Origin of the sequence: Aeromicrobium sp. CFBP 8757 (assembly GCF_014841755.1) — a bacterium.
GTDB lineage: Bacteria > Actinomycetota > Actinomycetes > Propionibacteriales > Nocardioidaceae > Aeromicrobium.
Genome location: NZ_JACYUM010000001.1, coordinates 964,411 through 987,749, shown reverse-complemented (window position 1 = coordinate 987,749; position 23,339 = coordinate 964,411). Strand labels below are relative to the sequence as shown.

The following is a 23,339-nucleotide window of genomic DNA, read 5'->3' as shown; positions in this document are numbered from 1 at the left end:
TGCCTGCTCCCGGGTTCGGCTCAGCGGTAGAACGCCGGACCGAACGCCGCACCGACGACGGCCCCGACGACCATGTACGGCCCGAACGCGAAGCCCTTCGCGTCGACGATCCTCAGCCGCGAGAGCACGACGCCGAACACGGCGCCGAGGACGAATCCGCCGTACATCCCGACGAACACCTCGCTCGCGCCCAGCGCACCGAGCGCCAGCCCGAGCACGCCCGACAGGCGCACGTCGCCGTACCCGAAGGCCCCGCCGAAGAAGCGGTGCCCGAACCAGTGGAAGAGCCGGAAGACGACGTAGACCACGACGTTCGCGACCAGGGCGTGCACCAGGACGTCGACGTCGCCCAGCAGCAGCGCTCCGAGCGCCACGAGCGCGAGCGTCACGACGTACAGGGGCGCGACGATCGCGTACGGCAGGAGGCGGGTGTGCCAGTCGACGAACGCCAGCCACGCACCCACGCCCGTCAGCACGACCCACACCGGCACGAGCTCGGGGGTGTCGATGCGCCAGGCCACGAGCGCCGCCATCGCGGCGGCCACGACCGCCAGGCCGGGCTGCACGAGACGCAGCTCGGCGAGGACGGCGTACGGCAGCTTGTCGTCGTCGGGGACGGGCGGCTCGGGGATGCGCCGCAGCACCTCGGGACCGGCCGCCCCGACGACGGCGGCCCCGACGGCCGCCAGCACGATCACGAGGTCCACGCGCCGACCCTAGCGGGACGCGAGCGCCTCGAGGGCCGCTTCGCGCAGCAGCTGTGCAGACACGTCCGAGCCCGTCATGAGCTCGACCTGCAGCGCCGCCTGGTGGGCCAGCAGGTCCAGACCCGACACGACCGGGACGCCCGCCTCGTCGGCCGCAGCCCCCAGCGCCGTCGGCCACGGGTCGTAGACGACGTCGAACACCGCGTGGGACGACTCGACGAGCTCGTGCGCGCGCGATCCGATCGCCTCGCCCGGCACGGTCGAGACGAGCAGGTCGACCCGCTCGATCATCGGCTCGTCGAGCAGCCGCACCGCGACGCCGATGCCACGGCCGCGCACCACCGCCTCGGCCTCGGCGGCCCGCGATGCGTCGCGCACGACGAACTCGACCGTCTCGACGCCCATGCGCGTCAGGGTCAGGGCCATCGACGCCGCGGTCGCGCCGCCGCCGAGGATGCGGGCGGTCACGGGACGGGAGACGCCGCGCTCCACGAGCGCCGCCTCCGCGCCCGGCACGTCGGTGTTGTGCGCCGACAGCACGCCGTCCTCGACGACGAGCGTGTTGGCCACGCCCAGGGTCTCGACGTCACCGCTGCGCTGGTGGGCGACCGCGGCTGCCTCGCGCTTGAGCGGCGCCGTGACCGACAGCCCCCGCACGTCGTCGCCCAGGGCGCCCACGAACTCCGCCAGCCCGCCCGCCGGCACCTCGACCGGCTCGTACGTCCAGTCGAGGCCCAGGTGGGCGTACGCCGCCCGGTGCATCGCGGGTGACAGCGAGTGGGCGATCGGCGACCCCAGGACCGCGCAGATCATCGAGCGGCCCCGGTCGTCGACGAGGTCATCCGCAGACGCCCTCGGGTGCCGTCTTGCAGTACTCCTGCAGCTGCGCGACGGCCCGGTTGTGCTCGGCGAACGTGTCGGAGAAGACCGTCTTGCCGGTCTCGAGGTTGACGGCCACGAAGAACAGCCAGCTGCCCTGCGCGGGGTTGAGCGCCGCCTCGATGGTCTTCTCGCCGGGCGAGCCGATCGGCCCCGGGGGCAGGCCCGGGTTCTGGTACGTGTTGTACGCCGACTCGGCGTCGCGCTCCTCGGGCGTCGTGAAGACGTCGCCCTTGCGGCCGCTGACGTACGAGACCGTCGAGTCGAGCTGCAGCGGCATGCCGGCGTCGAGGCGGTTGTAGAGCACGCGCGCGACCTTCGCGTAGTCCTCGTCGTTGTTGGCCTCGTACTCGAGGATGCTCGCGACGGTCAGGATCTGCTCGCCGGTGTAGCCGAGCGCCTTGGCACGGGTGCCGATGTCGAGATCGGTCGCGACGGAAACGGTCTTGGCCGCCATCTGCTTGAGCAGCGCGACGGCCGTCGTGCCGGGCGGCACCTCGTACGTCGCCGGGAACAGGTAGCCCTCGGGGTTGCCGTCGGCGACGGCGGGCAGGTCGAGCTCCTTCGGGTCGTCGAGGACGGCCTGCAGGTCGGCCTTCGAGATCTCGGTGTTGGCCGCGATGATGTCGACCACCTGGTCGAGCCGCGCCCCCTCGGGGATCGTGACCTTGCCCTCGACCCGGTTGGCCTTGTCGACCAGCGCGCCCAGCGCGGCGTCGGACGACATCTGCTTGCGCAGCGAGAAGTAGCCCGCCTGCACGGCCATGAAGCGGTTGTCGCTGAGGCTCAGCTGGTAGAACGCCTCGGCGCTCTTGACGACGCCCTCCTCCTTCAGGATGTTGGCGATCTGCTGACCGCCGGCCCCGTCGGGGATCTGCACCGTCACCGAGCCCGTGCCCTGGCCCGTGTAGTCCTCGGCGGACGAGAAGAAGCGGTCCTTGACCTTGCCGCCGACCACGACGACCGCGCCGACCAGCACCACCACGACCAGGAGGGCGACGATGCGACGCCCCCACGGCTTGCGGGGAGGGGTGTCGGCGCGCCGACGTCCGGGTCCGGTGGGTTCGATCGGCTCGTCGGGTCCCCCGGTGACGAGGTCGAGTCCGCTGTCGCTCATGCTCAAGTCCTCAATGCTTCGCCGGGGGCTGACCCGCGGGTTCGTTCGGAATCCAGTGCCGTCTGCAGGATCACGGTAGCGGCTGCCTGGTCGATGATGCTGCGCTTGCCCCGCCCGGAGCGTCCGCTGTGCCGCAGCATGGCGTCGGCCGAGACGGTCGACATCCGTTCGTCGAACAGCCGGATCGGCACCGGGGCGATGGCCGTCGCGAGGTCGGCGCAGAACGCCCGCACCTTGGTCGCGGCCGGTCCCTCGCGCCCCGACAGCCCCATCGGCAGGCCGACGACGCACTCGAGCACGTCGTGCTCGCGGACGATCTCGGCGAGCCGCGGGATCGCCCGCGGACCCGCCGCGACGGTCTCGACGGGCGTCGCGAGGATCCCGTCGGGATCGCTCACGGCGACGCCGATGCGGGCGTCGCCCACGTCGACGCCGAGCCGTCGTCCGCGCCTCACGCGTCCAGCGCGGACTCGACCGCCGCCAGCGCCGCGGGGATGCCGGCGACGTCGGTTCCGCCGCCCTGAGCGACGTCGGCCTTGCCGCCGCCGCGACCGCCGATCTGCTCGCCCACGACCTTGATCAGGTCGTTGGCCGACAGCCCGCGGGCCTGCGCGGCCTCGTTGAGCGCCACGACCGCCGCGGGCTTGTCGCCGGCATCGCCGATCACGACCACGACGGCCGGACGGTCGGCCAGGCGCTTGCGGATGTCGAGCGCGATCGTGCGGACGTCTCCCCCGCCGGCACCCGCCGCGTGGTGGCCGACGTACGCCACCCCGCCGACGTCCTTGGCGCTGCTCGCGACGTCGCCGGCCGCGCCCAGCAGCTGGGCGGCCTTGATCTTCTCGGCGGCCTTCTCGGCGGCCTTGAGCCGCTCCATCAGGTCGCCGACGCGGGCCGGGACGTCCTCGGGCTGCGTCTTCAGCAGGTCGGTCAGCTGCCGGACGACGTCCCGCTCCTTGGCGAGGTACTGGAAGCCCTCGATGCCGACGAGCGCCTCGACGCGGCGGTTGCCCGCGCCGACGGAGCCGTCCGACGTGATGACGACGGTGCCGATCTGCGACGACCGGTCGACGTGCGTGCCACCGCACAGCTCGCGCGACCACGGGCCGCCGATCTCGACGACGCGCACGTCCTCGCCGTAGGTCTCGCCGAACAGCGCCAGCGCGCCCCACTCGCGGGCCTCGGGCAGCGACATCGTCTGCGCCGTGACGGGCAGGTCGGCGCGCAGGGCGCGGTTCGACACCTCCTCGACGCCGTGCAGCTGCTCGGGCGACAGGCCACCGCTCCAGCCGTAGTCGAGCCGCAGGTAGCCGGGACGGTTGTACGAGCCGGCCTGCAGCGCCGTGGGTCCGAGCACCTCGCGCAGCGCGGCGTGGACGACGTGCGTGCCCGAGTGCGCCTGGCGCGCCCCCAGACGCCACTCGGGGTCGACGGCCGCCTCGAGCGTCGCGTCGAGCGTCAGCTCGCCCTCCAGCACGCGCACCTGGTGCACCACGAGCCCGCGCACGGGCCGCTGGACGTCCAGCACCTCGGCGCTGCCGCCGTCCCACCGCAGGTGACCGGCGTCGGCGTTCTGGCCACCGGACTCGGCGTAGAACGGCGTGCGGTCGAGGACGACCTCGCCGATCGAGCCGGCCGAGATCGCGGGGACCGGCGCACCGCCCGCGATCAGCGCCTGCACCCGCGACTCGGTCGTCAGCGTGGAGTACGCCAGCCAGTCGGTCGGGCCGTTGGCGTCGAGCGTCGTGCGGTAGACCGTCGTGTCGGCGTGGTTGCCCTTCTTGGACTTCGCATCGGCCTTGGCGCGCGAGCGCTGCTCGGCCATCAGCGAGCGGAAGCCGTCCTCGTCGACGCTGAGGCCCTGCTCGGCGGCCATCTCGAGCGTGATGTCGATCGGGAAGCCGTACGTGTCGTGCAGCGTGAACGCCTGCTGGCCCGACAGCGACGTGCCACCGGAGTCCTTGACCTTGACGGCGGCGCTCTCGAAGATCTGCGTGCCCTTGCCGAGCGTCTGCCGGAACGCGTCCTCCTCGGCGTAGGCGATCTGCTCGATCCGCGGGAAGTCGGCCTCGAGCTCGGGGTACGAGGTCTTCATGCGCTCGAGGCTGACGGGCAGCAGCAGCGGCAGGGCGGGGTCGTCGAAGCCCAGCAGGCGCATCGAGCGGACCGCGCGGCGCAGCAGGCGGCGCAGGACGTACCCGCGGGCCTCGTTGCCGGGCGTGACGCCGTCTCCCATCAGCATCAGGCCGCTGCGGACGTGGTCGGCGACGACGCGGAAGCGGACGTCGTCGTCGTGGTCCTTGCCGTAGACGCGTCCCGAGACCTCCGAGGCCTTCTCGATGACCGGGAAGACCTCGTCGATCTCGTAGAGGTTGCCCTTGCCCTGCAGCAGGTAGGCGACGCGCTCGAGGCCCATGCCGGTGTCGATGTTCTTGTTGGGCAGCTCGCCGACGACCTCGAACCGGTCCTTGGCCCGCACGTCGGTGATCTCCTCCTGCATGAACACGAGGTTCCAGATCTCGAGGAAGCGGTCCTCGTCGACGACCGGCCCGCCGTCGGGGCCGAACTCGGGGCCGCGGTCGACGTAGATCTCGCTGCACGGTCCACCGGGGCCGGGCACGCCCATGTGCCAGTAGTTGTCGAGCAGGCCACGGTCCTGGATGCGCTCGTCGGGCAGGCCCGCGACACGCTTCCAGATCTCGCGCGACTCCTGGTCGGTGTGCAGCACCGTGACCCAGATCGTGTCGGGGTCGATGCCGAGGCCGCCGTCGTCGACGGACCCCGTGATGAGGCGCCACGCGTGCGTGATGGCGCCCTCCTTGAAGTAGTCGCCGAACGAGAAGTTGCCGTTCATCTGGAAGAACGTGCCGTGCCGGGTCGTCTTGCCGACCTCCTCGATGTCGAGGGTGCGGACGCACTTCTGCACGCTCGTGGCGGTCTGCCACGGCGGGGTCTCCTGGCCGAGGAAGTACGGCTTGAACGGCACCATGCCGGCGTTGACGAACAGCAGGTTGGGATCGTCGAACAGCAGCGGCGCCGAGGGCACGACGGTGTGTCCTGCCTTTTCGAAGTGCTCGAGGAAGCGGCGGCGGATCTCCGCGGTGTGCATCAGGTGGCCCTCAGATCTGGTGGTGTGGAGTCGGGTCAGGCGGACGTGCTGGGTGGGGTGTCGCGGGGTGCCTCGTCGAGGACGGGCGGATCGGCCGCGGTCGGCGGCAGCTCGGAGAGGCTGTGCGCGATCTGCTGCTCGCGGACGCGCATGCCCTCGCGCACCTCGGCGCTGAGCTCGCGCCAACCGGTGCCGAGCGCTGCGGCCTGGTCGACGACGCCGGGGGCCGACAGGCGGTAGGCGGCGCGGCGGGCCTTGACCGAGGTGTAGACCCCCGCGGCCGTGCCGGCCACGAACCAGACGAGACGCGAGCTCACGAGCCCAGCCACGGGTCGGACGGGGCTGCCGGGGGCGCGGGCCGCGCGGCTCGCACCGCACGACGTCCGGCCTGCTGGCGCTCGCGGCGCCTGCGGCGGAACTCGCGGCGCATCAGCGCCGAGATGCGGTCGCGGCTCTCGGGGCGCAGGGCGTGGGCGAGCCCGTGGGCGACGATCGACAGGCGCACGCCGGGGCGTCCGAGGGCTGCCTGGACGACCTGGTGCTGCGTCGGGGGGACGACGAGACGTCCCTGCACGATCCGTGGCTCGAGACCGACCGGCGCGACGTCCTCGTGCACGACGACGGCACGCGGGCGCGTCGAGTCGGGCTGCTGGGCGGGCGCGGGGGTCGCGTCCACGGCGGGGGCGGCGGTCGCGGCCCGGGACACCTGCCGCACGGCACGGACCGCGACGACGGCAGCACCGATCGCGACCACGGCCAGCACCGCGGTCGCCACGAGGATCCACACCTCCGCCGACATGACCTCGACCCTATCGCGGGGACGGCTGCCGGACCTGCGTGGCCGGGGGCGTCAGCGGTCGCGCAGGATCGAGCGGATCATCGCGAGGCGCTCGCCCAGGCGGGCCTCGAAGCCGTGGTCCGTGGGCTCGTAGTACGTCGCGCCGTCGACGTCGTCGGGTGCGTACTGCTGCTCGACGACGCCTCGCGGGTCGTGGTGCGGGTAGCGGTAGTCGTGACCGTGACCGAGCTTCTTGGCGCCCGCGTAGTGCGCGTCGCGCAGGGCAGGCGGCACGGCCCCGACCTTGCCGGCGCGGACGTCGGCGAGCGCCGCGTCGATCGCGGTGATGACGGCATTGGACTTGGGCGCCGCGGCGAGGTGGATGACGGCCTGCGCCAGCGGGATGCGCGCCTCGGGGAAGCCGATCATCGCGACGGCCTGGGCCGTCGCGGTCGCCAGCGGCAGGGCGGTCGGATCGGCCATGCCGATGTCCTCGCTGGCGTGGATCATGAGGCGGCGGGCGATGAAGCGCGGGTCCTCCCCCGCCTCGATCATCCGCGCCAGGTAGTGCAGGGCGGCGTCGACGTCCGAGCCACGGATCGACTTGATGAACGCGCTGATGACGTCGTAGTGCTGGTCGCCCTGGCGGTCGTACCGGACGGCCGCCTTGTCGACCGCGAGCGCCGCGTCCTCGACGTCGATCTCGGCCTTGCCCTGGCTCGTCGCGGCCCCGGCCGCGGCCTCGAGGTACGTCAGGACGCGGCGGCCGTCGCCCCCGGCGAGGCGGACGAGGTGCGAGCGCGCCTCGTCGGTCAGCGTCACGGCGCCCGCGAGGCCCCGCTCGTCGGTGAGGGCGCGGTCGACCAGGACGCCGATGTCGTCGTCGGTCAGGCTCTCGAGGGTCAGCAGGAGGCTGCGGCTCAGCAGCGGGGAGATGACGCTGAAGTGCGGGTTCTCGGTGGTGGCGGCCACGAGCGAGACCCAGCGGTTCTCGACGCCCGGCAGCAGGGCGTCCTGCTGCGACTTGCTGAAGCGGTGCACCTCGTCGACGAACAGGACCGTCTCGGTGCCGCTCTGCGCCAGGGCCCGGCGGGCGCCGGCGATCGTCTCGCGGACCTCCTTGACGCCGGCCGAGACCGCCGAGACCTCGACGAAGCGGCGGTCGGTGTGCGCGCTCAGCAGGCTCGCGATCGTCGTCTTGCCGGTGCCGGGCGGGCCCCACAGCAGGATGGTCAGCGGCTGGTTGCCGTCGATCATCTGTCGCAGGGGCGAGCCGGGCGCGAGCAGGTGCTGCTGGCCCACGAGCTCGTCGAGCGTGCGCGGCCGCATGCGCACGGCGAGCGGCGCCGACGAGTGCGTGTTGCCGCTCAGCGTTCCTGAGCCCGACCCCATCGCGACAGGCGTCTCCGGGATGTCGAACAACCCGTCAGAGCTCATGTCACGACCCTATCGGTCGCCCCGGCGGACGATGCTCAGCCGGCCTGGCTGACTCCCCCGTCGGGCGACTCGCCCTCCGCGGCCTTCTCGGCCTTCGGCTTGGCGTCGACGCCCGCGTCCCGACGCTGCTCGGGAGTGATCGGCGCCGGGGCGGCCGTCAGCGGGTCGTAGCCGCCGCCGGACTTCGGGAACGCGATGACCTCGCGGATCGAGTCGGCACCGGCCAGCATCGCGCAGATGCGGTCCATGCCGACCGCGATGCCGCCATGCGGGGGCGCGCCGAACGTGAAGGCGTCGAGCAGGAAGCCGAACTTCTCCTGCGCCTCCTCCTCGCCGATGCCCATGAGGGCGAACACGCGCTTCTGGACGTCCTCGCGGTGGATACGGATCGACCCGCCGCCGAGCTCGCTGCCGTTGCAGACGATGTCGTACGCCCACGCCAGCGCGTTGCCGGGATCGGCGTCGAAGCCCTCGACGTCCTGCGGGGACGTGAAGGCGTGGTGCACCGCGGTCCAGGCACCCGCGCCGACCGCGACGTCACCGGACGCGACCGCGTCGCCGGACGGCTCGAGCAGCGGCGCGTCGACGACCCACACGAACTCCCACGCGTCGCGGTCGATCAGGTCGCAGCGCTCGCCGATCTCGAGGCGCGCCGCACCCAGCAGGCCGCGCGTCGACTTGGTCGCGCCGGCACCGAAGAAGATGCAGTCGCCCGGCTTCGCGCCGACGTGGGCCGCGAGACCGTCGCGCTCGGCGTCGGTGAGGTTCTTGGCGACCGGTCCCCCGAGCTCGCCGTCCTCGCCGATCGTCACGTACGCCAGGCCGCGGGCACCGCGCTGCTTGGCCCACTCCTGCCACGCGTCGAACTGACGACGGGGCTGCGACGCGCCACCGGGCATCACGACCGCACCGACGTACTCGGCCTGGAACACGCGGAACGCCGTGTCCTTGAAGTAGTCGGTGCACTCGACGAGCTCCTGGCCCATGCGCAGGTCGGGCTTGTCGGAGCCGAAGCGCCGCATGGCCTCGGCGTACGTCATGTGCGGGATCGGCGTCGGGATGTCGTAGCCGATCAGGGCCCACATCCGCTTCAGGATGTCTTCCATCAGCGCGAGGACGTCGGCCTGCTCGACGAAGCTCATCTCGATGTCGAGCTGCGTGAACTCGGGCTGGCGGTCGGCGCGGAAGTCCTCGTCGCGGTAGCAGCGCGCGATCTGGTAGTACCGCTCCATGCCGCCGACCATCAGCAGCTGCTTGAACAGCTGGGGGCTCTGCGGCAGCGCGTACCAGCTGCCGGGACGCAGACGCGCCGGCACCAGGAAGTCGCGCGCGCCCTCGGGCGTCGAGCGGGTCAGCGTGGGGGTCTCGATCTCGACGAAGTCGCGGTCCTCGAGCACCGAGCGGGCGGCGGCGTTGACCTTGCTGCGCAGACGGATCGCCGCGGCAGGGCCCGAGCGGCGCAGGTCGAGGTAGCGGTACTTGAGGCGCGCCTCCTCGCCGACCGAGCCGGCGCCCGACGACGCGGTGTCGTCGATCGGGAACGGCAGCGGCGCCGACGCGCTGAGGATCTCGACGTCCTCGGCGATGACCTCGATGTCGCCGGTGGGGATGCCGGCGTTCTCGTTGCCGGCCGGACGCTGCTGCACCGTGCCGACGATCTTGAGGCAGTACTCGGCCCGCAGCTGGTGCGCGACCTCCTCGCGGACGACGACCTGCACGACGCCCGACGCCTCGCGGACGTCGATGAACGCGACACCGCCGTGATCGCGCCGACGGGCGACCCATCCGGCGAGCGTCACCTGCTGGCCGATGTGTTCGGTGCGCAGGCTTCCGGCGTCATGGGTGCGGATCACGAGAGTTGCTCCTTGGAGAGGATCGTCGGGGTGAGGTCGGTGGTGGGAGGCGTCCACGTGTCGGGGCTGGCCTCGACCTGGTCGCCGGAGCGGATGTCCTTGACCGAGGTGGGCGGGAACCAGACGTACGGTATGCCACGCTTCTCGGCGTACTGGATCTGCTTGCCGAAGCGATCGGCCTTGGCGGCGACCTCGGTCGGGATGCCGCGGGCGCGCAGCTGCTGGGCGATCGCGGTGCTGTCGGCCCGCGTGTCCTCGTCGTCGACCGCGACCAGCACGGCCGACGGGACCGACCGCGACGCCGACAGGGCCAGCGGCACGAGCAGGCGCGAGACGCCCAGCGAGATGCCGACGCCCGGGTAGGTCGTGCGGCGGTCCTGCGCCAGACGGTCGTAGCGTCCGCCCGAGCAGATCGAGCCGAGGTGCTCCCACCCCTGCAGGCGCGTCTCGAAGACCGTGCCCGTGTAGTAGTCGAGACCGCGGGCGATGCGCAGGTCGGCCGTCACGACGACGCCCTCGACGCCGGAGGCACCCTCGACGACCTGGGCCAGCTCCGACAGCCCCTCGGCGAGCATCTCGTGCTCGACGCCGAGCGCCTCGACGCGCTGCACGAACGACGTGTCGGTCGTGACGATCTCGGCCAGGGCGAGCACGCGGTCGGCCTGGGAGCCGTCGAGACCCTGCTCGACGAGCAGCTCGCGGATGCGATCGGCCGGCACCTTGTCGAGCTTGTCGACGACCTGCATGACCGCGGTCGGGTCGTCGACGCCGAGGCCGAGGTAGAAGCCCTCGAGGATCTTGCGGTTGCTGATCTGCAGCGTCGCGGTGGGGATCGGCAGGCCTGCCAGCGCCTCGGCCATGACGCGCGCGACCTCGACGTCGAAGTGGAACGGCAGGACGTCGCGGCCGACGATGTCGATGTCGGCTTGCGTGAACTCGCGGAAGCGCCCCTGCTGGGGCCGCTCGCCCCGCCACACCTTCTGGATCTGCCAGCGACGGAACGGGAACTCGAGCCGGCCCGCGTTCTCGAGCACGTAGCGCGCGAACGGCACCGTCAGGTCGTAGTGCAGCGCCAGCTCGGCGGGCTCGCCCTCGGCGGCGGCCAGCCGCTTGACGGCGTAGACCTCCTTGTCGATCTCGCCCTTGCGCAGCAGGACGTCCATCGGCTCGACGGCGCGCGTCTCGATGTTGGCGAATCCGTGCAGCTCGAACGTGCGACGCAGGTGGTCGAGCACCTGCTGCTCGACGATCCGCTCGCGCGGCAGGAACTCGGGGAAGCCCGACAGCTTCTTGCTCATGCGCCGGCCTCGGCGAGGAAGGGGTTGGTGGCGCGCTCGCGGCCGATCGACGTCTGCCCGCCGTGGCCCGGCAGCACGACGACGTCGTCGGAGAGCGGCAGGACGCGGTCGCGCAGGCTCGCCTGCATCTGGTCGTGCGAGCCACCGGTCAGGTCGGTGCGGCCGATCGATCCGGCGAACAGGAAGTCGCCCGAGAACATGACCTGCGAGACGTCCTCGGGGCCGTCGTAGTCGACGCGGTAGAACACCGTGCCGGGTGTGTGGCCCGGCACGTGGTCGACCGTGAACGTCAGCCCGTCCACCTCGATCTCGGCGCCGTCGACGGCGTCGCGGACGTCGGCGGGCTCGGTGAAGTCGGGCAGGTCGTGCATGCCCAGCTGTGAGCGCAGCATCGCCGCCGACTGGCCCGAGATCGCGGCCATCGGATCGCTCAGCAGGTGGCGGTCGGCGGGGTGGATCCAGACGGGGCAGTCGTACTCGGCCGCGACGTCCTGAGCGTGCCACATGTGGTCGAAGTGACCGTGCGTCACGAGCACCGCGACGGGCCGCAGGTTGTGCTCGGCGACGACCTGTCGGACGCCCTCGATCGCGTCCATCCCGGGGTCGACGATCGCGCAGCCGGCACCCGGTCCGCGCGACACGAAGTAGCAGTTCGCCTGCAGCGGACCGGCCGGGAAAGACGTGAGAAGCACGTGCGACAGGGTACGCGAGACGGGCGGGCGCGCTCCACGCAGTCGTCGCCCTAGACTGTGCCCCATGAGTTCTGCGCCCACGAACCCCTGGGGTCGTGTCGACGACGACGGCAACGTCTACGTCAAGACCACCGACGGCGAACGACTGATCGGCCAGTGGCCCGGGGGCGACCCCGCCGAGGCGATGTCGTTGTACGTCCGACGCTTCGAGGGTCTCGAGACCGAGGTGGGTCTGCTCGAGGCGCGCCTCAAGGGCGGAACGGTCTCGCCCGACGACGCCGCCAAGGCCGTCACCAAGGTGCGCGGCCAGCTCGTCGACGCCCAGGCGATGGGCGATCTCGACTCGCTGGTCACGCGGCTCGACGCCCTCCAGCCCGCGATCGACGCGCAGCGCGAGCAGCGCAAGGCCGAGCGCGCCGCGAAGGTCGCCGAGGCGCAGACCGAGAAGTCGCGCATCGCCGACGACGCCGAGAGGATCGCGGCGGGCAGCGACTGGAAGAACGGCGCCGACAAGCTGCGCGCCCTGCTCGAGGAGTGGAAGGCACTGCCGCGGCTCAGCAAGTCGGCCGACGACGAGCTGTGGCACCGCTTCAGCTCGGCCCGCACGACCTACACGCGACGCCGCAAGACCCACTTCGGCGAGCAGTCGACGCAGCGCGACGCCGCGAAGGTCGTCAAGGAGCGACTCATCGTCGAGGCCGAGGCGCTCTCGTCGTCCACCGAGTGGGGCCCGACGGCCGGCAGGTACCGCGACCTGATGACGGAGTGGAAGAAGGCCGGCTCGGCCCCCCGCAACGTCGAGGACAAGCTCTGGAAGAAGTTCCGGGCGGCCCAGGACGCCTTCTTCGAGGCGCGCGACGCGGCCAACAGCCTGCTCGACGCCGAGTACGAGGTCAACGCCGAGAAGAAGCTCGAGATCCTGGCCGACGCCGAGAAGCTGCTGCCGATCACGAACGTCGACGCCGCCCGCAAGGCGTGGCTCGACATCGCCGACCGGTGGGAGGCCGCCGGCAAGGTGCCACGGGCGCGCATCGGCGAGTTCGAGGGACGCATCCGCGCCGTCGAGCAGGCCGTCAAGGACGCCACCGACAGCGCCTGGAAGAAGACCGATCCCGAGAAGTCGGCCCGTGCCGACGACATGATCGGCAAGCTCCAGCGCGCGATCGACGAGGTGCAGGACAAGCTCACGGCCGCCGATGCCAAGGGCGACGCCAGGAAGGTCAAGGACCTGCAGCAGGACCTCGACTCGAAGAAGGCCTTCCTCGAGATGGCCCAGAAGGCCCAGGCCGACTTCTCCTGACCCCTGACGAGGGGGTTGCCGCCCCCTGACGAGGGGGTTGCCGCCCCGTCGCGGGCCGCCTGTGGACGGCGGCGTGGACCCGGACGTCGAGCATGCGCTTGCATGCCGGCATGCCGGAGCTGATCAACGACGGATCGCCGTTCACCACCGAGCACGCACCCTCCATCGGGCTCACCCCGAAGATGCTGAGGCTGCGCCTCGACCAGGGCCTGCTCCGGCGTGAGTTCAGGAACGTCTACGTCGATGCCGCGGTGCCCGACTCGCGCCGCACCCGTCTGCGCGCGCTGGCACTGGTCACGCCCGACAACGCGATCGTCTGCGACGAGACGGCCGCGTGGGTCCGCGGACTCGACGTCTTCGCGCCCGGACGTCGCCGAGATCTCGCTCCGTCCATGCTCGTGCGGCACGGCACCGCCCGGGTCGAGCGTCCGGGGAGCTCGGGTCGGCAGGCGATCATCGACCCCGACGACGTCGAGTACGTCGACGGCCTGTTCGTCACGACCCCGCTCCGCACGGCGTCCGACCTGCTGCGCCGCATGTACCGTCCCTACGCCTTGGCGGCGGCCGACGCGTTCGCCCACGCCGGCCTGATCGAGGTCGACGAGATGATCGACTACGTCGCCCGGCTGAAGGGATACCGGGGCATCGTGCAGGCACGGAGCCTGGCCGCCGTCGTCGACGCCAGGACGCAGTCACCCGGCGAGTCGTGGCAGCGTCTTCGCATCCTCGACGCCGGGCTCCCTCCCCCGACACCGCAGTTCGAGGTGGTCGACGACTTCGGCCGCTCGTACTTCATCGACCTGCCCTACCCGGACGTCCTCGTGGGCACCGAGTACGACGGGCGCGAGTTCCACACCGACCACGGGCATCGGCAGCATGACCGCGAGCGGCGCACGTACCTCTCGGACCTCTACGGGTGGCGGTGGGTCATCGGCACCCGCGAGCGCATCTTCGGCGACGACGTGTCGTTCGAGCACGAGCTGGGGACGCTGCTGGGCATCACGCCGTCGGCACGCCGGTGGGGCACACGCCGCCTGCCCGGGGCGGCAACCCCCTCGCCGAGGGGCGACAACCCCCTCCTCGGCGTCACTGGGTGAGGCGGTAGACGTCGAAGACGCCCTCGACGGTGCGGACGGCGCTCAGGACGTGGCCCAGGTGCTTGGGATCGGCCATCTCGAAGGTGAACTTCGACTTCGCGACGCGGTCACGACCGGTCGACAACGACGCCGACAGGATGTTGACGTGCTGGTCGGAGATGACCCGCGTGATGTCGCTCAGCAGGCGCGGACGGTCGAGGCCCTCGACCTGCACCGCGACCAGGAACGTGCTCTTGCCCGTCGGCGCCCAGCGGACGTCGACGAGCCGCTCGGGCTGGCTGCGCAGCGACAGCAGGTTGACGCAGTCGGTGCGGTGCACCGAGACGCCCTCGCTGCGGGTCACGAAGCCCTGGATGTCGTCGCCCGGCACGGGGGTGCAGCAGCGCGCGAGCTTGATCAGCACGTCGCCCTCGAGGCCGGCCACGATGACGCCCGCATCGCGGTTCTCGGCCCGCGGGCGACGGGCACCGATGCCCGGCAGGGTCGTCGCCTCCGCGAGGTCCTCCTGCGCGCCCTCGCGACCGCCGGCCAGGTCGATGACCCGCTCGACGACGCTCTGCGGGCCGACGTTGCCCTCGCCGACCGCGGCGTACAGCATCGAGACGTCCGCCAGGTGCAGCTCCTGGGCGACGGTCGACAGGGTCTCGTGCTTGAAGAGGCGGTGCAGCGGCAGCCCCTCCTTGCGCATCTGCTTGGCGATGAGGTCCTTGCCCCGCTCGATCGCCTCCTCGCGCCGCTCCTTGGTGAACCACTGGCGGATCTTGTTGCGTGCGCGGGGGCTCGCCACGAAGTCGAGCCAGTCGCGGCTCGGCCCGGCGTCGACCGACTTGGACGTGAACACCTCGACGACGTCGCCGCTCTCGAGCGTCGACTCCAGCGACACGAGCCGTCCGTTGACACGGGCGCCGATGCAGGCGTGCCCCACCTCGGTGTGCACGGCGTACGCGAAGTCGACGGGCGTCGCGTTGGCGGGCAGCTGGATCAGGTCGCCGCGAGGCGTGTAGGCGTAGACGCCCGCGTTGTTGATCTCGAAGCGCAGCGAGTCGAGGAAGTCGACGGAGTCCTCGGTCTCGGACTGCCAGTCGAGCACCTCGCGCAGCCACAGCATGTCGTTGGCGTCGGCTCCCCCACCGCCACCCTTGGCACCCTTGGCGCCGGCGTCCTCCTTGTACTTCCAGTGCGCCGCGACACCGTACTCGGCGCGCCGGTGCATCGCGTACGTGCGGATCTGCAGCTCGACGGCCTTGCCCTGCGGACCGATCACGGTCGTGTGCAGCGACTGGTACATGTTGAACTTCGGCACCGAGATGTAGTCCTTGAACCGACCCGGGATCGGGTTCCAGCGGGCGTGCAGCACGCCGAGGACGCCGTAGCAGTCGGCCACCGAGTCGACCAGGATGCGCACGCCGACCAGGTCGAAGATCTCGGAGAACTCCCGGCCGCCGACGAGCATCTTCTGGTAGATCGAGTAGTAGTGCTTGGGACGGCTCGAGACCGTCGCCTTGAGCTTGACGTGGCGCAGGTCGGACTCGACCTCGCCCGTGACCCGCTCGAGGAACTGGCCACGTGACGGCGCCCGGTCGGCCACGAGCCGCACGATCTCGTCGTAGACCTTCGGGTGCAGGGTCGCGAACGCGAGGTCCTCGAGCTCCCACTTGATCGTGTTCATGCCGAGGCGGTGGGCCAGCGGCGCGAAGATCTCGATCGTCTCGCGGGCGATGCGCTCCTGCTTGTCCTGGCGCAGGTAGCGCAGCGTGCGCATGTTGTGCAGGCGGTCGGCGAGCTTGATGACCAGCACGCGGATGTCGCGACTCATCGCGACGACCATCTTGCGGATCGTCTCGGACTGCGCGGAGTCGCCGTACTTGACCTTGTCGAGCTTGGTGACGCCGTCGACCAGGTGCCGCACCTCGTCGCCGAAGTCGGCGGTCAGCTGATCGAGCGTGTAGGGCGTGTCCTCGACGGTGTCGTGCAGCAGCGCCGCGCACAACGTCGGCGACGTCATGCCGAGCTCGGCGAGGATCGTCGCGACCGCGAGCGGGTGGGTGATGTAGGGATCGCCGCTCTTGCGCTTCTGGCCGTCGTGCATCCGCTCGGCGATCTCGTACGCCTTCTGGATCGCGGTGATCTCACCCTTGGGGTGGGTCGCGCGGTAGACCTTGAACAGCGGGTCGAGGACGTCGACCGATCCGGCCTTGCTGCCGCCGATGCGGGCGAGGCGGTTGCGGACGCGCGCGGACGTGGGCACCGAGTCGGTGTTCTTCGACTCGACCGACGGGGTCTCGATGCGATCAGCCACGCGCTCTCCTCACTGTCTTGTCAGTCTAGTCGGACGGTGTGCACGCGGCGCGCGTCAGACCAGCTCGCCGATGAGGGTCGCGGCCGCGCCGAGCACGAGGATCGCGACGAGGACGAGGGCGACGATGCGCACCTGGTGGGGGTTCATGCGGTCTCGTTTCGGTAGGGATGAGGTCAGTACGTGCGCAACGTGCCGCAGCCCGTCGCGCCCAGGCGCTCACGGCCGCCGAGGGCCGCGAGCTCGATGAGGACGAGGTTGCCGGCGACCGTCGCGCCGGCCTGGCGCACGAGGTCGTCGGCCGCCAGCAGGGTACCGCCGGTCGCGAGCACGTCGTCGACGACCAGGACCCGCGCGCCCGGGGGGATCGCGTCGACGTGCATCTCCATCGTCGCCGAGCCGTACTCGAGGTCGTACGACGTCGACAGGGACGTGGAGGGCAGCTTGCCGGCCTTGCGGACGGGGACGAAGCCGACGCCGAGGCGCAGGGCGATCGACGGACCGAACAGGAAGCCGCGGGCCTCCATGCCGAGCACCGCGTCGACCGGACCTGTCTCCTCGGCCAGGCGCACGAGCCCGTCGATGACGGCGCCGAACGCCACGGGGTCGGCCAGCAGCGGGGTGATGTCGCGGAACGTCACCCCCGGCTCGGGCCAGTCGGCGATGGGTCGTACGAGGCGGTCGATCACGGCGTCGAGCTCGCTCACGAGGGTCCTTCCGTTCGTCGGGGTGTCAGGGGTGAGCGGTGGTCGGGTCAGCTGGCGCCGAGGTTCACGTCGCAGACGTCCTTGGCCTGCTTCGAGATGTCGGCGCGGGCGTCGGCGAAGGCCGAGTTGTTGAGCTTCTGCAGGTCGGCGGCGAAGGCCGTCAGCTGGTCGACGCTGACGCCCTCGGGGATCTTGCCGGACTGGATGTCGGGGAGGTCGTCGAACGTCAGCCCGGCCTCCTTGATCTTCTCCTCGACGGACGTCGCGGCGTCGTCGAGCGTCTTCCACTGGTCCTCGAGCCCGTCGGGCGCCTCGTCGGCGAGGCGGTGGAACGTCGCGAAGCCCTCCTCGAGCTTCGTCAGGTCGCCCGACGACAGCGACTCGAACGTCGGCCTCGCGGCGGCGATGTCCTGGCAGTACGTGCTCTCCGCGCCGCCGTCCGTCCCGTCGCCGCCGGTGCACGCGGCGACCGAGGTGCCGATCAGGACGATGCCGGCCAGAGCCAGGGAGATCTTCACGCGTGCTCCTCGTGCGACGGGTGCGGAGGCGTCCCGCACCGCTGACTGGGTGTCGTCAGCATGATGTCACGCACGGGTGACGGGTCGGGTCAGGAACCCCCCTTGCCGCGCTGGGAGCGCGGCTTGCGGGAGGGCTGGGCGCGCTTGGCCGAGCCGGTCGTCTGCACGGGACGCGCCGGGGCGGCCGATGCGACGGCCACCGGCTCCGCGGCGGCCTCCTTCGCGCGGCGGGCCATGACGCGGGCGGCCTGGGCCCTGATCGCCGGCTCGTGCTCCTTGAGCTGCGAGGCCAGCGGTGTCGCGATGAAGATCGACGAGTACGTACCGGCCGCCATGCCGACGAACAGGGCCAGCGCGAGGTCCTTCAGCGGTCCGGTGCCGAGCACGCCGGCGCCGACGAGCAGCAGCGCGCCGACGGGCAGCAGGGCCGTGATCGAGGTGTTGATCGAGCGGACGAGCGTCTGGTTCACGGCGAGGTTGGCCTGCTCGGCGTACGTGCGGGTCGTCGACGACAGCACGCCCTTCGTGTTCTCGCGCACCTTGTCGAACACCACCACGGTGTCGTACAGCGAGTAGCCGAGGATCGTCAGCAGGCCCGTGACGGTCGCGGGTGTCACCTCGAAGCCCGACAGCGCGTACACGCCCGCCGTGATGACCAGGTCGTGCGCCAGCGCCACGATGGCCGCGACCGACATCCGCCACTCGCGGAAGTAGGCCCAGATGAAGATCACGATGATGACCAGGAAGACGATCAGCCCGGTCAGCGCCTTGGTGGCGACCTGCTTGCCGTAGGTCGGGCCGATCAGGTTCTGGCTGACCTCGGACGCGCCGGCCTTCTCGAGCGACTGCGCGACCTGCGTGGCCTGGTCCTGCGTCAGGGCCCGCGTCTGCACCCGGATCGTGTCGGCGCCCGACGTCTGGACGGTCGGGTCACCGGCCTCGGCGACGCCGGAGTCCTCGACCGCCGTGACCATGTCGTCGGCGGAGTCGGAGTTGGCGACCTGGACCGTCGCGGTGAACTCGACGCCCCCCTTGAACTCGACGCCGTAGTTGAACCCGCGCACCACGAAGGCCAGCGCCGCGAGCACGACGATCGCCGCCGAGATGGAGTACCAGAGCTTGCGACGTCCGACGAAGTCGAACGCGACGCGCCCCTCGTACAGGTGCTGACCGAATGTGCTGATGCGACCCATCAGGAGACCTTTCCAGCGGTGCCGGCGGAGCGGGACGTCCGGGCGATCTCGCTGACCTTGCGGCCGGAGATGCCCAGGTGCCCGGCGTCGAGGCCCGAGAGCTTGTGCCCCTGGCCGAAGAACTTCGTGCGGGCGAGGATCGAGACGAGCGGCTTGGTGAAGAAGAACACCACGAAGACGTCGATCAGCGTCGTCAGGCCGAGGGCGAACGCGAACCCGCGGACGACGCCGATCGCGAAGATGAACAGCGTCAGCGCGGCGATGATCGAGACGGCGTCAGCCGCCAGGATCGTGCCACGGGCGCGGGCCCAGCCGGCCTCGACCGCCAGGCGCAGCGACTTGCCCTCGCGCACCTCGTCGCGGATGCGCTCGAAGAACACGATGAACGAGTCGGCCGTGATGCCGATCGCGACGATGAGTCCGGCGATGCCGGGCAGGGTCAGGGTGAACCCGACGCCCTTGCCGAGCAGCAGCACCATGACGTAGGTCAGGGCGGACGCGACGAGCAGCGAGCCGATGATCACGAGGCCCAGGCCGCGGTAGTAGAGCAGGCAGTAGACGACGACCAGCAGCAGGCCGATCGCGCCGGCCACGAGGCCGGCCTGCAGCTGGGTGCCGGCCAGCGACGGCCCGATCTCCTCGCTGCCGTTGACGCCGAACGTCAGCGGCAGGGCACCGAACTTGAGCTGGTTCGACAGCTCCTTGGCCGTGGTGGCGGTGAAGCCGCCGGTGATCGACGAGACGCCGTTGGTGATCGCGGCCTGCGAGGCGGGCGCGGTGATGACCTCGCCGTCGAGCACGACGGCGAACGGGCTCTGAGCCGGGGTCAGGGCCGTCGTGACGTCCTTGAACGCCTGCTTGCCGTCACCCTTGAGCTTGAGCTGGACGCTCCACTCGGCGCGCTGCGAGTCGTACATCGGGTCGGCCCCGGAGATGTCGGAGCCGGGGATGACGGTCGGGCTGAGGATCATGACCTGCCCGGTCGACGCGTCGCACGTCACGAGCGGCTTGCCGGCGGTGTCGTCGACGTCGACGCCGTTGGGGTCGCAGACGAAGCCGGCGGCCTCCTGCTGGAGCGCCGTGATGGCGGGCTGGTACTCGGCCGGCAGCGACGCGACGCCCTGCGTCTCGGCGGCGATCATCTGGTCGAGCGTCAGCTTGGACCAGTCGACCTTGTCGATCTCGGCCTGCTGGGCCGTGACGTCGGCGGGGGTCGTCGCGCTCGGCAGGTTGCCGGCCCAGACCAGGCGGAAGCGCAGCTGGGCCGTCTTGCCGACCTGGTCGACGATGTTCGCGCGGCGCTCACCGGGGATCTCGATGATGATCTGGTTGCTGCCCTGCGTCGTGACCTCGGCCTCGGCGACGCCGGTGGCGTTGACGCGCTGGTCGATGATGTTCTTGGCCTGCTCGAGCTTCGCGGCGGTGACGCCGCCGGACTCGGCCTTGGCCTCGAGCGTGATGCGGGTGCCGCCCTCGAGGTCGAGGCCCAGCTTGGGGTGCCACGGGTTGTCCTTCGAGTCGTCCGTGGCGCCGATCAGCGCGACCAGGCCGTAGAGCGCGATGATCACGGCGAGGAACAGGACGAGGGTGCGCCGGGGGCGCGCGCGGTTGGCGCTGCGCGTGGTCTTGGCGGCCATCAGACGTCGGTGCCCGGCTCGGAGGTGGGCTCGGACCCGATGACGCGGGACACGGCGTGCCGGTTGACCGTCACGACCACCTCGGGCGCGATGCGCAGCTCGATCGTCTCGTCGCCGATCGTCACGATCTCGCCGAAGATGCCGCTGGCGAGCATGACGTGCTGGCCGGGGGTGAGCGTGCTCTGCAGCTGCTGGAACTGGCGGCGGTTCGCGCGGGCCGGTCGGATGACCAGCACCAGGAAGGCGACGACCAGGATGACGAGGGGGAGGATGGACGCCCAGTCGTTCACGATGGATGCTCCGTTGTGCGTGTGAGGAGACCCGCAGGAGCGGGCCATGGCCGGTGGGCCGCCGGATAGTTTAGCCCGGCAACCGTCTCATGGTGCTCCCCCACGCCACGGCGTGATCACCCAGGGTCGTCGGGCAGCGCGAGCTGGTCGGTGCCCGCCGGCACCGCGAGCCCCAGGTGGCGCCAGGCGGCCGGTGTCGCGATGCGTCCCCGTGGCGTCCGGGCCAGGAACCCGAGCCGGACCAGGAACGGCTCGGCGAGCTCCTCGACGGTCTCGCGCTCCTCGGCGACCGCGACGGCCAACGTCGAGATGCCGACCGGTCCGCCGCCGAAGCTGCGGCACAGGGCGGTCAGCACGGCCCGGTCGAGCCGGTCGAGCCCCAGCTCGTCGACCTCGTAGAGCGCCAGCGCATTGCGCGCGACGTCGTGGTCGACGACTCCCCCGGCTCGCACCTCGGCGTAGTCGCGCACCCGGCGCAGCAGCCGGTTGGCGATGCGCGGCGTGCCCCGTGACCGCGACGCGATCTCGCGCCCGCCGTCGTCGGTGACCCGCAGGTCGAGCAGCCCGGCCGACCGGTCGACGATGCGGTGCAGCTCGTCGGTGTCGTAGTAGTCGAGCTGGGCCGTGAACCCGAACCGGTCGCGCAGGGGGCTGGGCAGCAGACCCGCCCGGGTCGTCGCGCCGGCGACGGTGAACGGCGGGATCTCGAGCGGGATGGCCGTGGCGCCGGGCCCCTTGCCGACGATCACGTCGACCCGGAAGTCCTCCATCGCCATGTAGAGCAGCTCCTCGGCCGGTCTCGACATGCGGTGGATCTCGTCGATGAACAGGACGTCGCCCTCGTTGATCCCCGACAGGATCGCCGCGAGGTCGCCGGCGTGCTGGATCGCCGGACCGCTCGTGATGCGCAACGGGGCGCCCAGCTGGTTCGCGATGATCATGGCCAGCGTCGTCTTGCCGAGGCCGGGCGGTCCGGACAGCAGGACGTGGTCGGGGGTGCGGCCACGGGCGACGGCCGCCTCGAGCATCAGCGAGAGCTGCTCGCGCACGCGCTCCTGTCCGACGAGCTCGTCGAGCGTGCGGGGTCGCAGGGCGGCCTCGAACGCCCGGTCCTCGGGGTTGGCCTCGGCCACGATCGCCTCGAAGCCGTCGTCCATGAGTCCGTCGTCGTGCATCAGCGGGTCTTCGCCAGAGAACGGAGCGCGTCGCGCAGGATCGTCGAGACGTCCGGCACCTCGCCGGGCGGCAGGTCACCCGCGACGGTGTCGAGCGCGGCCTCGGCGTCTCGGGTCGACCAGCCCAGGCCGAGCAGCGCCTCGTGCACCTGCCCGCGCCACGACGCCGCGCCGGCGGCGACCGTGGTCGTCACGCCCACGCGGTCCTTGAGCTCGACGACGATGCGCTCGGCGCCCTTGCGTCCGATGCCGGGGACGGTCGTCAGGGTCGCGAGGTCGCCCTGGCCGATGGCCTGGCGCAGCCGGTCGGGGTCGAGGACCGCCAGCATCGCCTGGGCGACCTTGGGGCCGACGCCGCTCGCGGTCTGCACGAGCTCGAACATGTCGCGCTCGTCGGGCGTCGCGAAGCCGAAGATCGTCAGGGAGTCCTCGCGCACGACCATCGACGTCGACAGCTGCACCTCGCGCCCGATGCGCAGGGACGCGATCGTGCCGGGCGTGCACATGACCTGCAGGCCGACGCCGCCGACGTCGAGCACCGCCGACGTCAGGGTGACGGCCGCGACAGGGCCCCGGACGTGGGCGATCATCGGACCGCCGCCGTGCGGGATGCCTGCTCGGCCTTGGCGATGGCCTCCTGCAGGCGGTTCTGGGCCCCGCCGCGCCAGATGTGGCAGATCGCGAGGGCCAGCGCGTCGGCGGCGTCGGCGGGCTTCGGAGCCTCGGTCAGCCGCAGGAGCCGCGTGACCATGCCGGTGACCTGAGCCTTGTCGGCCCGGCCGCTGCCGGTGACGGCGGCCTTGACCTCGCTGGGCGTGTGGAGGTGCACCGGGATGCCGTGGCGCGCGGCGACCAGCATCGCGATGCCACTGGCCTGGGCGGTGCCCATCACGGTGCTGACGTTGTGCTGGCTGAAGACCCGCTCGACCGCGACGACGTCGGGCCGGTGGGCGACCACGCTGGCGTCGATGAGCTGCTCGAGCTGGTGCAGGCGGCGGGCGGTGTCGAGCTCGGCCGGGGTGCGGAACACGCCGACGTGCACCATCGACAGCGTCCGGCCGACGCTGCCGTCGACGACGCCGACTCCGCAGCGCGTGAGTCCGGGGTCGATGCCGAGCACCCTCATGCGGGCGCCACGCAGATAGAACGCATGTTCGACAGCCTAGACGTCGAAACCGTCACCCCCGGTCCGACGCGCCGTCCCACCCGGTCGCCAACCCAGATGTGCGGACGAGCGGACCCTCGGAAGGCACGGA

General features: G+C 71.4%; 22 protein-coding genes. 2 read left to right on the top strand and 20 right to left on the bottom strand.

The genetic code is table 11. The features are described 5' to 3' along the window. Positions 1 to 20 precede the first annotated feature (20 nt). Genes IFT73_RS04820 through IFT73_RS04770 form a run of 11 tightly spaced genes read right to left on the bottom strand, consistent with a single transcriptional unit; the run spans position 21 to position 11,870 of the window. On the bottom strand, positions 21 to 707 hold the full coding sequence (locus IFT73_RS04820) for a prepilin peptidase (protein WP_192166614.1): 687 nt from the start codon (positions 705 to 707) through the stop codon (positions 21 to 23). A 9-nt stretch (positions 708 to 716) separates the two neighbouring features. Further along, positions 717 to 1,520 carry a shikimate dehydrogenase gene (locus tag IFT73_RS04815; RefSeq protein WP_192166613.1) on the bottom strand — a complete coding sequence of 268 codons (804 nt, stop codon included), beginning with the start codon at positions 1,518 to 1,520 and terminating at the stop codon, positions 717 to 719. 25 nt (positions 1,521 to 1,545) lie between these two features. Further along, positions 1,546 to 2,703: an endolytic transglycosylase MltG gene (gene mltG / locus IFT73_RS04810; protein WP_192166612.1), complete on the bottom strand. Its 1,158-nt coding sequence runs from the start codon at positions 2,701 to 2,703 to the stop codon at positions 1,546 to 1,548. A gap of 2 nt (positions 2,704 to 2,705) precedes the next feature. Continuing rightward, positions 2,706 to 3,158, bottom strand: coding sequence for a Holliday junction resolvase RuvX (gene ruvX, locus IFT73_RS04805; protein ID WP_192166611.1), 453 nt, complete (start codon positions 3,156 to 3,158; stop codon positions 2,706 to 2,708). Continuing rightward, positions 3,155 to 5,812 carry an alanine--tRNA ligase gene (gene alaS / locus IFT73_RS04800; protein ID WP_192166610.1) on the bottom strand — a complete coding sequence of 886 codons (2,658 nt, stop codon included), beginning with the start codon at positions 5,810 to 5,812 and terminating at the stop codon, positions 3,155 to 3,157. Before alaS ends, ruvX begins: the two co-directional genes overlap by 4 nt. Before the next feature lie 35 nt (positions 5,813 to 5,847). After that, entirely contained in the window at positions 5,848 to 6,129 is a 282-nt protein-coding gene (locus IFT73_RS04795; RefSeq protein ID WP_192166609.1) for a DUF6167 family protein, read from the bottom strand. Continuing rightward, positions 6,126 to 6,611, bottom strand: coding sequence for a hypothetical protein (locus IFT73_RS04790; RefSeq protein WP_192166608.1), 486 nt, complete (start codon positions 6,609 to 6,611; stop codon positions 6,126 to 6,128). The genes IFT73_RS04795 and IFT73_RS04790 overlap by 4 nt, the downstream gene beginning before the upstream one ends. 51 nt (positions 6,612 to 6,662) lie before the next feature. Then, positions 6,663 to 8,027 (bottom strand): replication-associated recombination protein A, encoded by a 1,365-nt coding sequence (locus IFT73_RS04785; RefSeq protein WP_192166607.1) that lies wholly within the window; start codon positions 8,025 to 8,027, stop codon positions 6,663 to 6,665. Between the two features lie 35 nt (positions 8,028 to 8,062). Beyond that, entirely contained in the window at positions 8,063 to 9,880 is a 1,818-nt protein-coding gene (aspS, locus tag IFT73_RS04780; protein WP_192166606.1) for an aspartate--tRNA ligase, read from the bottom strand. Continuing rightward, positions 9,877 to 11,178: a histidine--tRNA ligase gene (gene hisS, locus IFT73_RS04775; RefSeq protein WP_192166605.1), complete on the bottom strand. Its 1,302-nt coding sequence runs from the start codon at positions 11,176 to 11,178 to the stop codon at positions 9,877 to 9,879. Before hisS ends, aspS begins: the two co-directional genes overlap by 4 nt. Beyond that, a complete protein-coding gene (locus IFT73_RS04770; protein WP_192166604.1) occupies positions 11,175 to 11,870 on the bottom strand; it encodes an MBL fold metallo-hydrolase in 696 nt (231 codons plus the stop codon). The genes hisS and IFT73_RS04770 overlap by 4 nt, the downstream gene beginning before the upstream one ends. Before the next feature lie 64 nt (positions 11,871 to 11,934). On the opposite strand from IFT73_RS04770, the gene IFT73_RS04765 reads away from it, so the two are divergent. Then, a complete protein-coding gene (locus IFT73_RS04765; RefSeq protein WP_192166603.1) occupies positions 11,935 to 13,170 on the top strand; it encodes a DUF349 domain-containing protein in 1,236 nt (411 codons plus the stop codon). A 110-nt stretch (positions 13,171 to 13,280) separates the two neighbouring features. Continuing rightward, positions 13,281 to 14,267 (top strand): hypothetical protein, encoded by a 987-nt coding sequence (locus tag IFT73_RS04760; protein ID WP_192166602.1) that lies wholly within the window; start codon positions 13,281 to 13,283, stop codon positions 14,265 to 14,267. Here the strand turns inward: IFT73_RS04760 and IFT73_RS04755 are convergent. The 9 genes from IFT73_RS04755 to ruvC all read right to left on the bottom strand — a co-directional run bounded on the left by IFT73_RS04755 (position 14,257) and on the right by ruvC (position 23,209). Beyond that, complete coding sequence (locus tag IFT73_RS04755; protein WP_082556148.1) at positions 14,257 to 16,566, bottom strand: bifunctional (p)ppGpp synthetase/guanosine-3',5'-bis(diphosphate) 3'-pyrophosphohydrolase; 2,310 nt, start codon at positions 16,564 to 16,566, stop codon at positions 14,257 to 14,259. The two genes, IFT73_RS04760 and IFT73_RS04755, sit on opposite strands and share 11 nt — an antisense overlap. 173 nt (positions 16,567 to 16,739) lie before the next feature. Further along, positions 16,740 to 17,270, bottom strand: coding sequence for an adenine phosphoribosyltransferase (locus tag IFT73_RS04750; RefSeq protein WP_192166601.1), 531 nt, complete (start codon positions 17,268 to 17,270; stop codon positions 16,740 to 16,742). 47 nt (positions 17,271 to 17,317) lie between these two features. Next, on the bottom strand, positions 17,318 to 17,788 hold the full coding sequence (locus IFT73_RS04745) for a hypothetical protein (RefSeq protein ID WP_192166600.1): 471 nt from the start codon (positions 17,786 to 17,788) through the stop codon (positions 17,318 to 17,320). A gap of 89 nt (positions 17,789 to 17,877) precedes the next feature. Next, the gene (secF, locus tag IFT73_RS04740) at positions 17,878 to 18,981 is read right to left on the bottom strand and encodes a protein translocase subunit SecF (protein WP_192166599.1); all 1,104 of its coding nucleotides are present in this window, start codon (positions 18,979 to 18,981) and stop codon (positions 17,878 to 17,880) included. Beyond that, entirely contained in the window at positions 18,981 to 20,618 is a 1,638-nt protein-coding gene (gene secD / locus IFT73_RS04735) for a protein translocase subunit SecD (RefSeq protein WP_192166598.1), read from the bottom strand. The genes secF and secD overlap by 1 nt, the downstream gene beginning before the upstream one ends. Then, positions 20,618 to 20,908, bottom strand: coding sequence for a preprotein translocase subunit YajC (gene yajC, locus IFT73_RS04730; protein WP_056608118.1), 291 nt, complete (start codon positions 20,906 to 20,908; stop codon positions 20,618 to 20,620). Before yajC ends, secD begins: the two co-directional genes overlap by 1 nt. 116 nt (positions 20,909 to 21,024) lie before the next feature. Then, complete coding sequence (gene ruvB / locus IFT73_RS04725) at positions 21,025 to 22,065, bottom strand: Holliday junction branch migration DNA helicase RuvB (protein ID WP_371811186.1); 1,041 nt, start codon at positions 22,063 to 22,065, stop codon at positions 21,025 to 21,027. A 17-nt stretch (positions 22,066 to 22,082) separates the two neighbouring features. Beyond that, complete coding sequence (ruvA, locus tag IFT73_RS04720; RefSeq protein ID WP_192166596.1) at positions 22,083 to 22,673, bottom strand: Holliday junction branch migration protein RuvA; 591 nt, start codon at positions 22,671 to 22,673, stop codon at positions 22,083 to 22,085. Next, entirely contained in the window at positions 22,670 to 23,209 is a 540-nt protein-coding gene (ruvC, locus tag IFT73_RS04715) for a crossover junction endodeoxyribonuclease RuvC (RefSeq protein WP_192166595.1), read from the bottom strand. Before ruvC ends, ruvA begins: the two co-directional genes overlap by 4 nt. Positions 23,210 to 23,339: the final 130 nt, after the last annotated feature.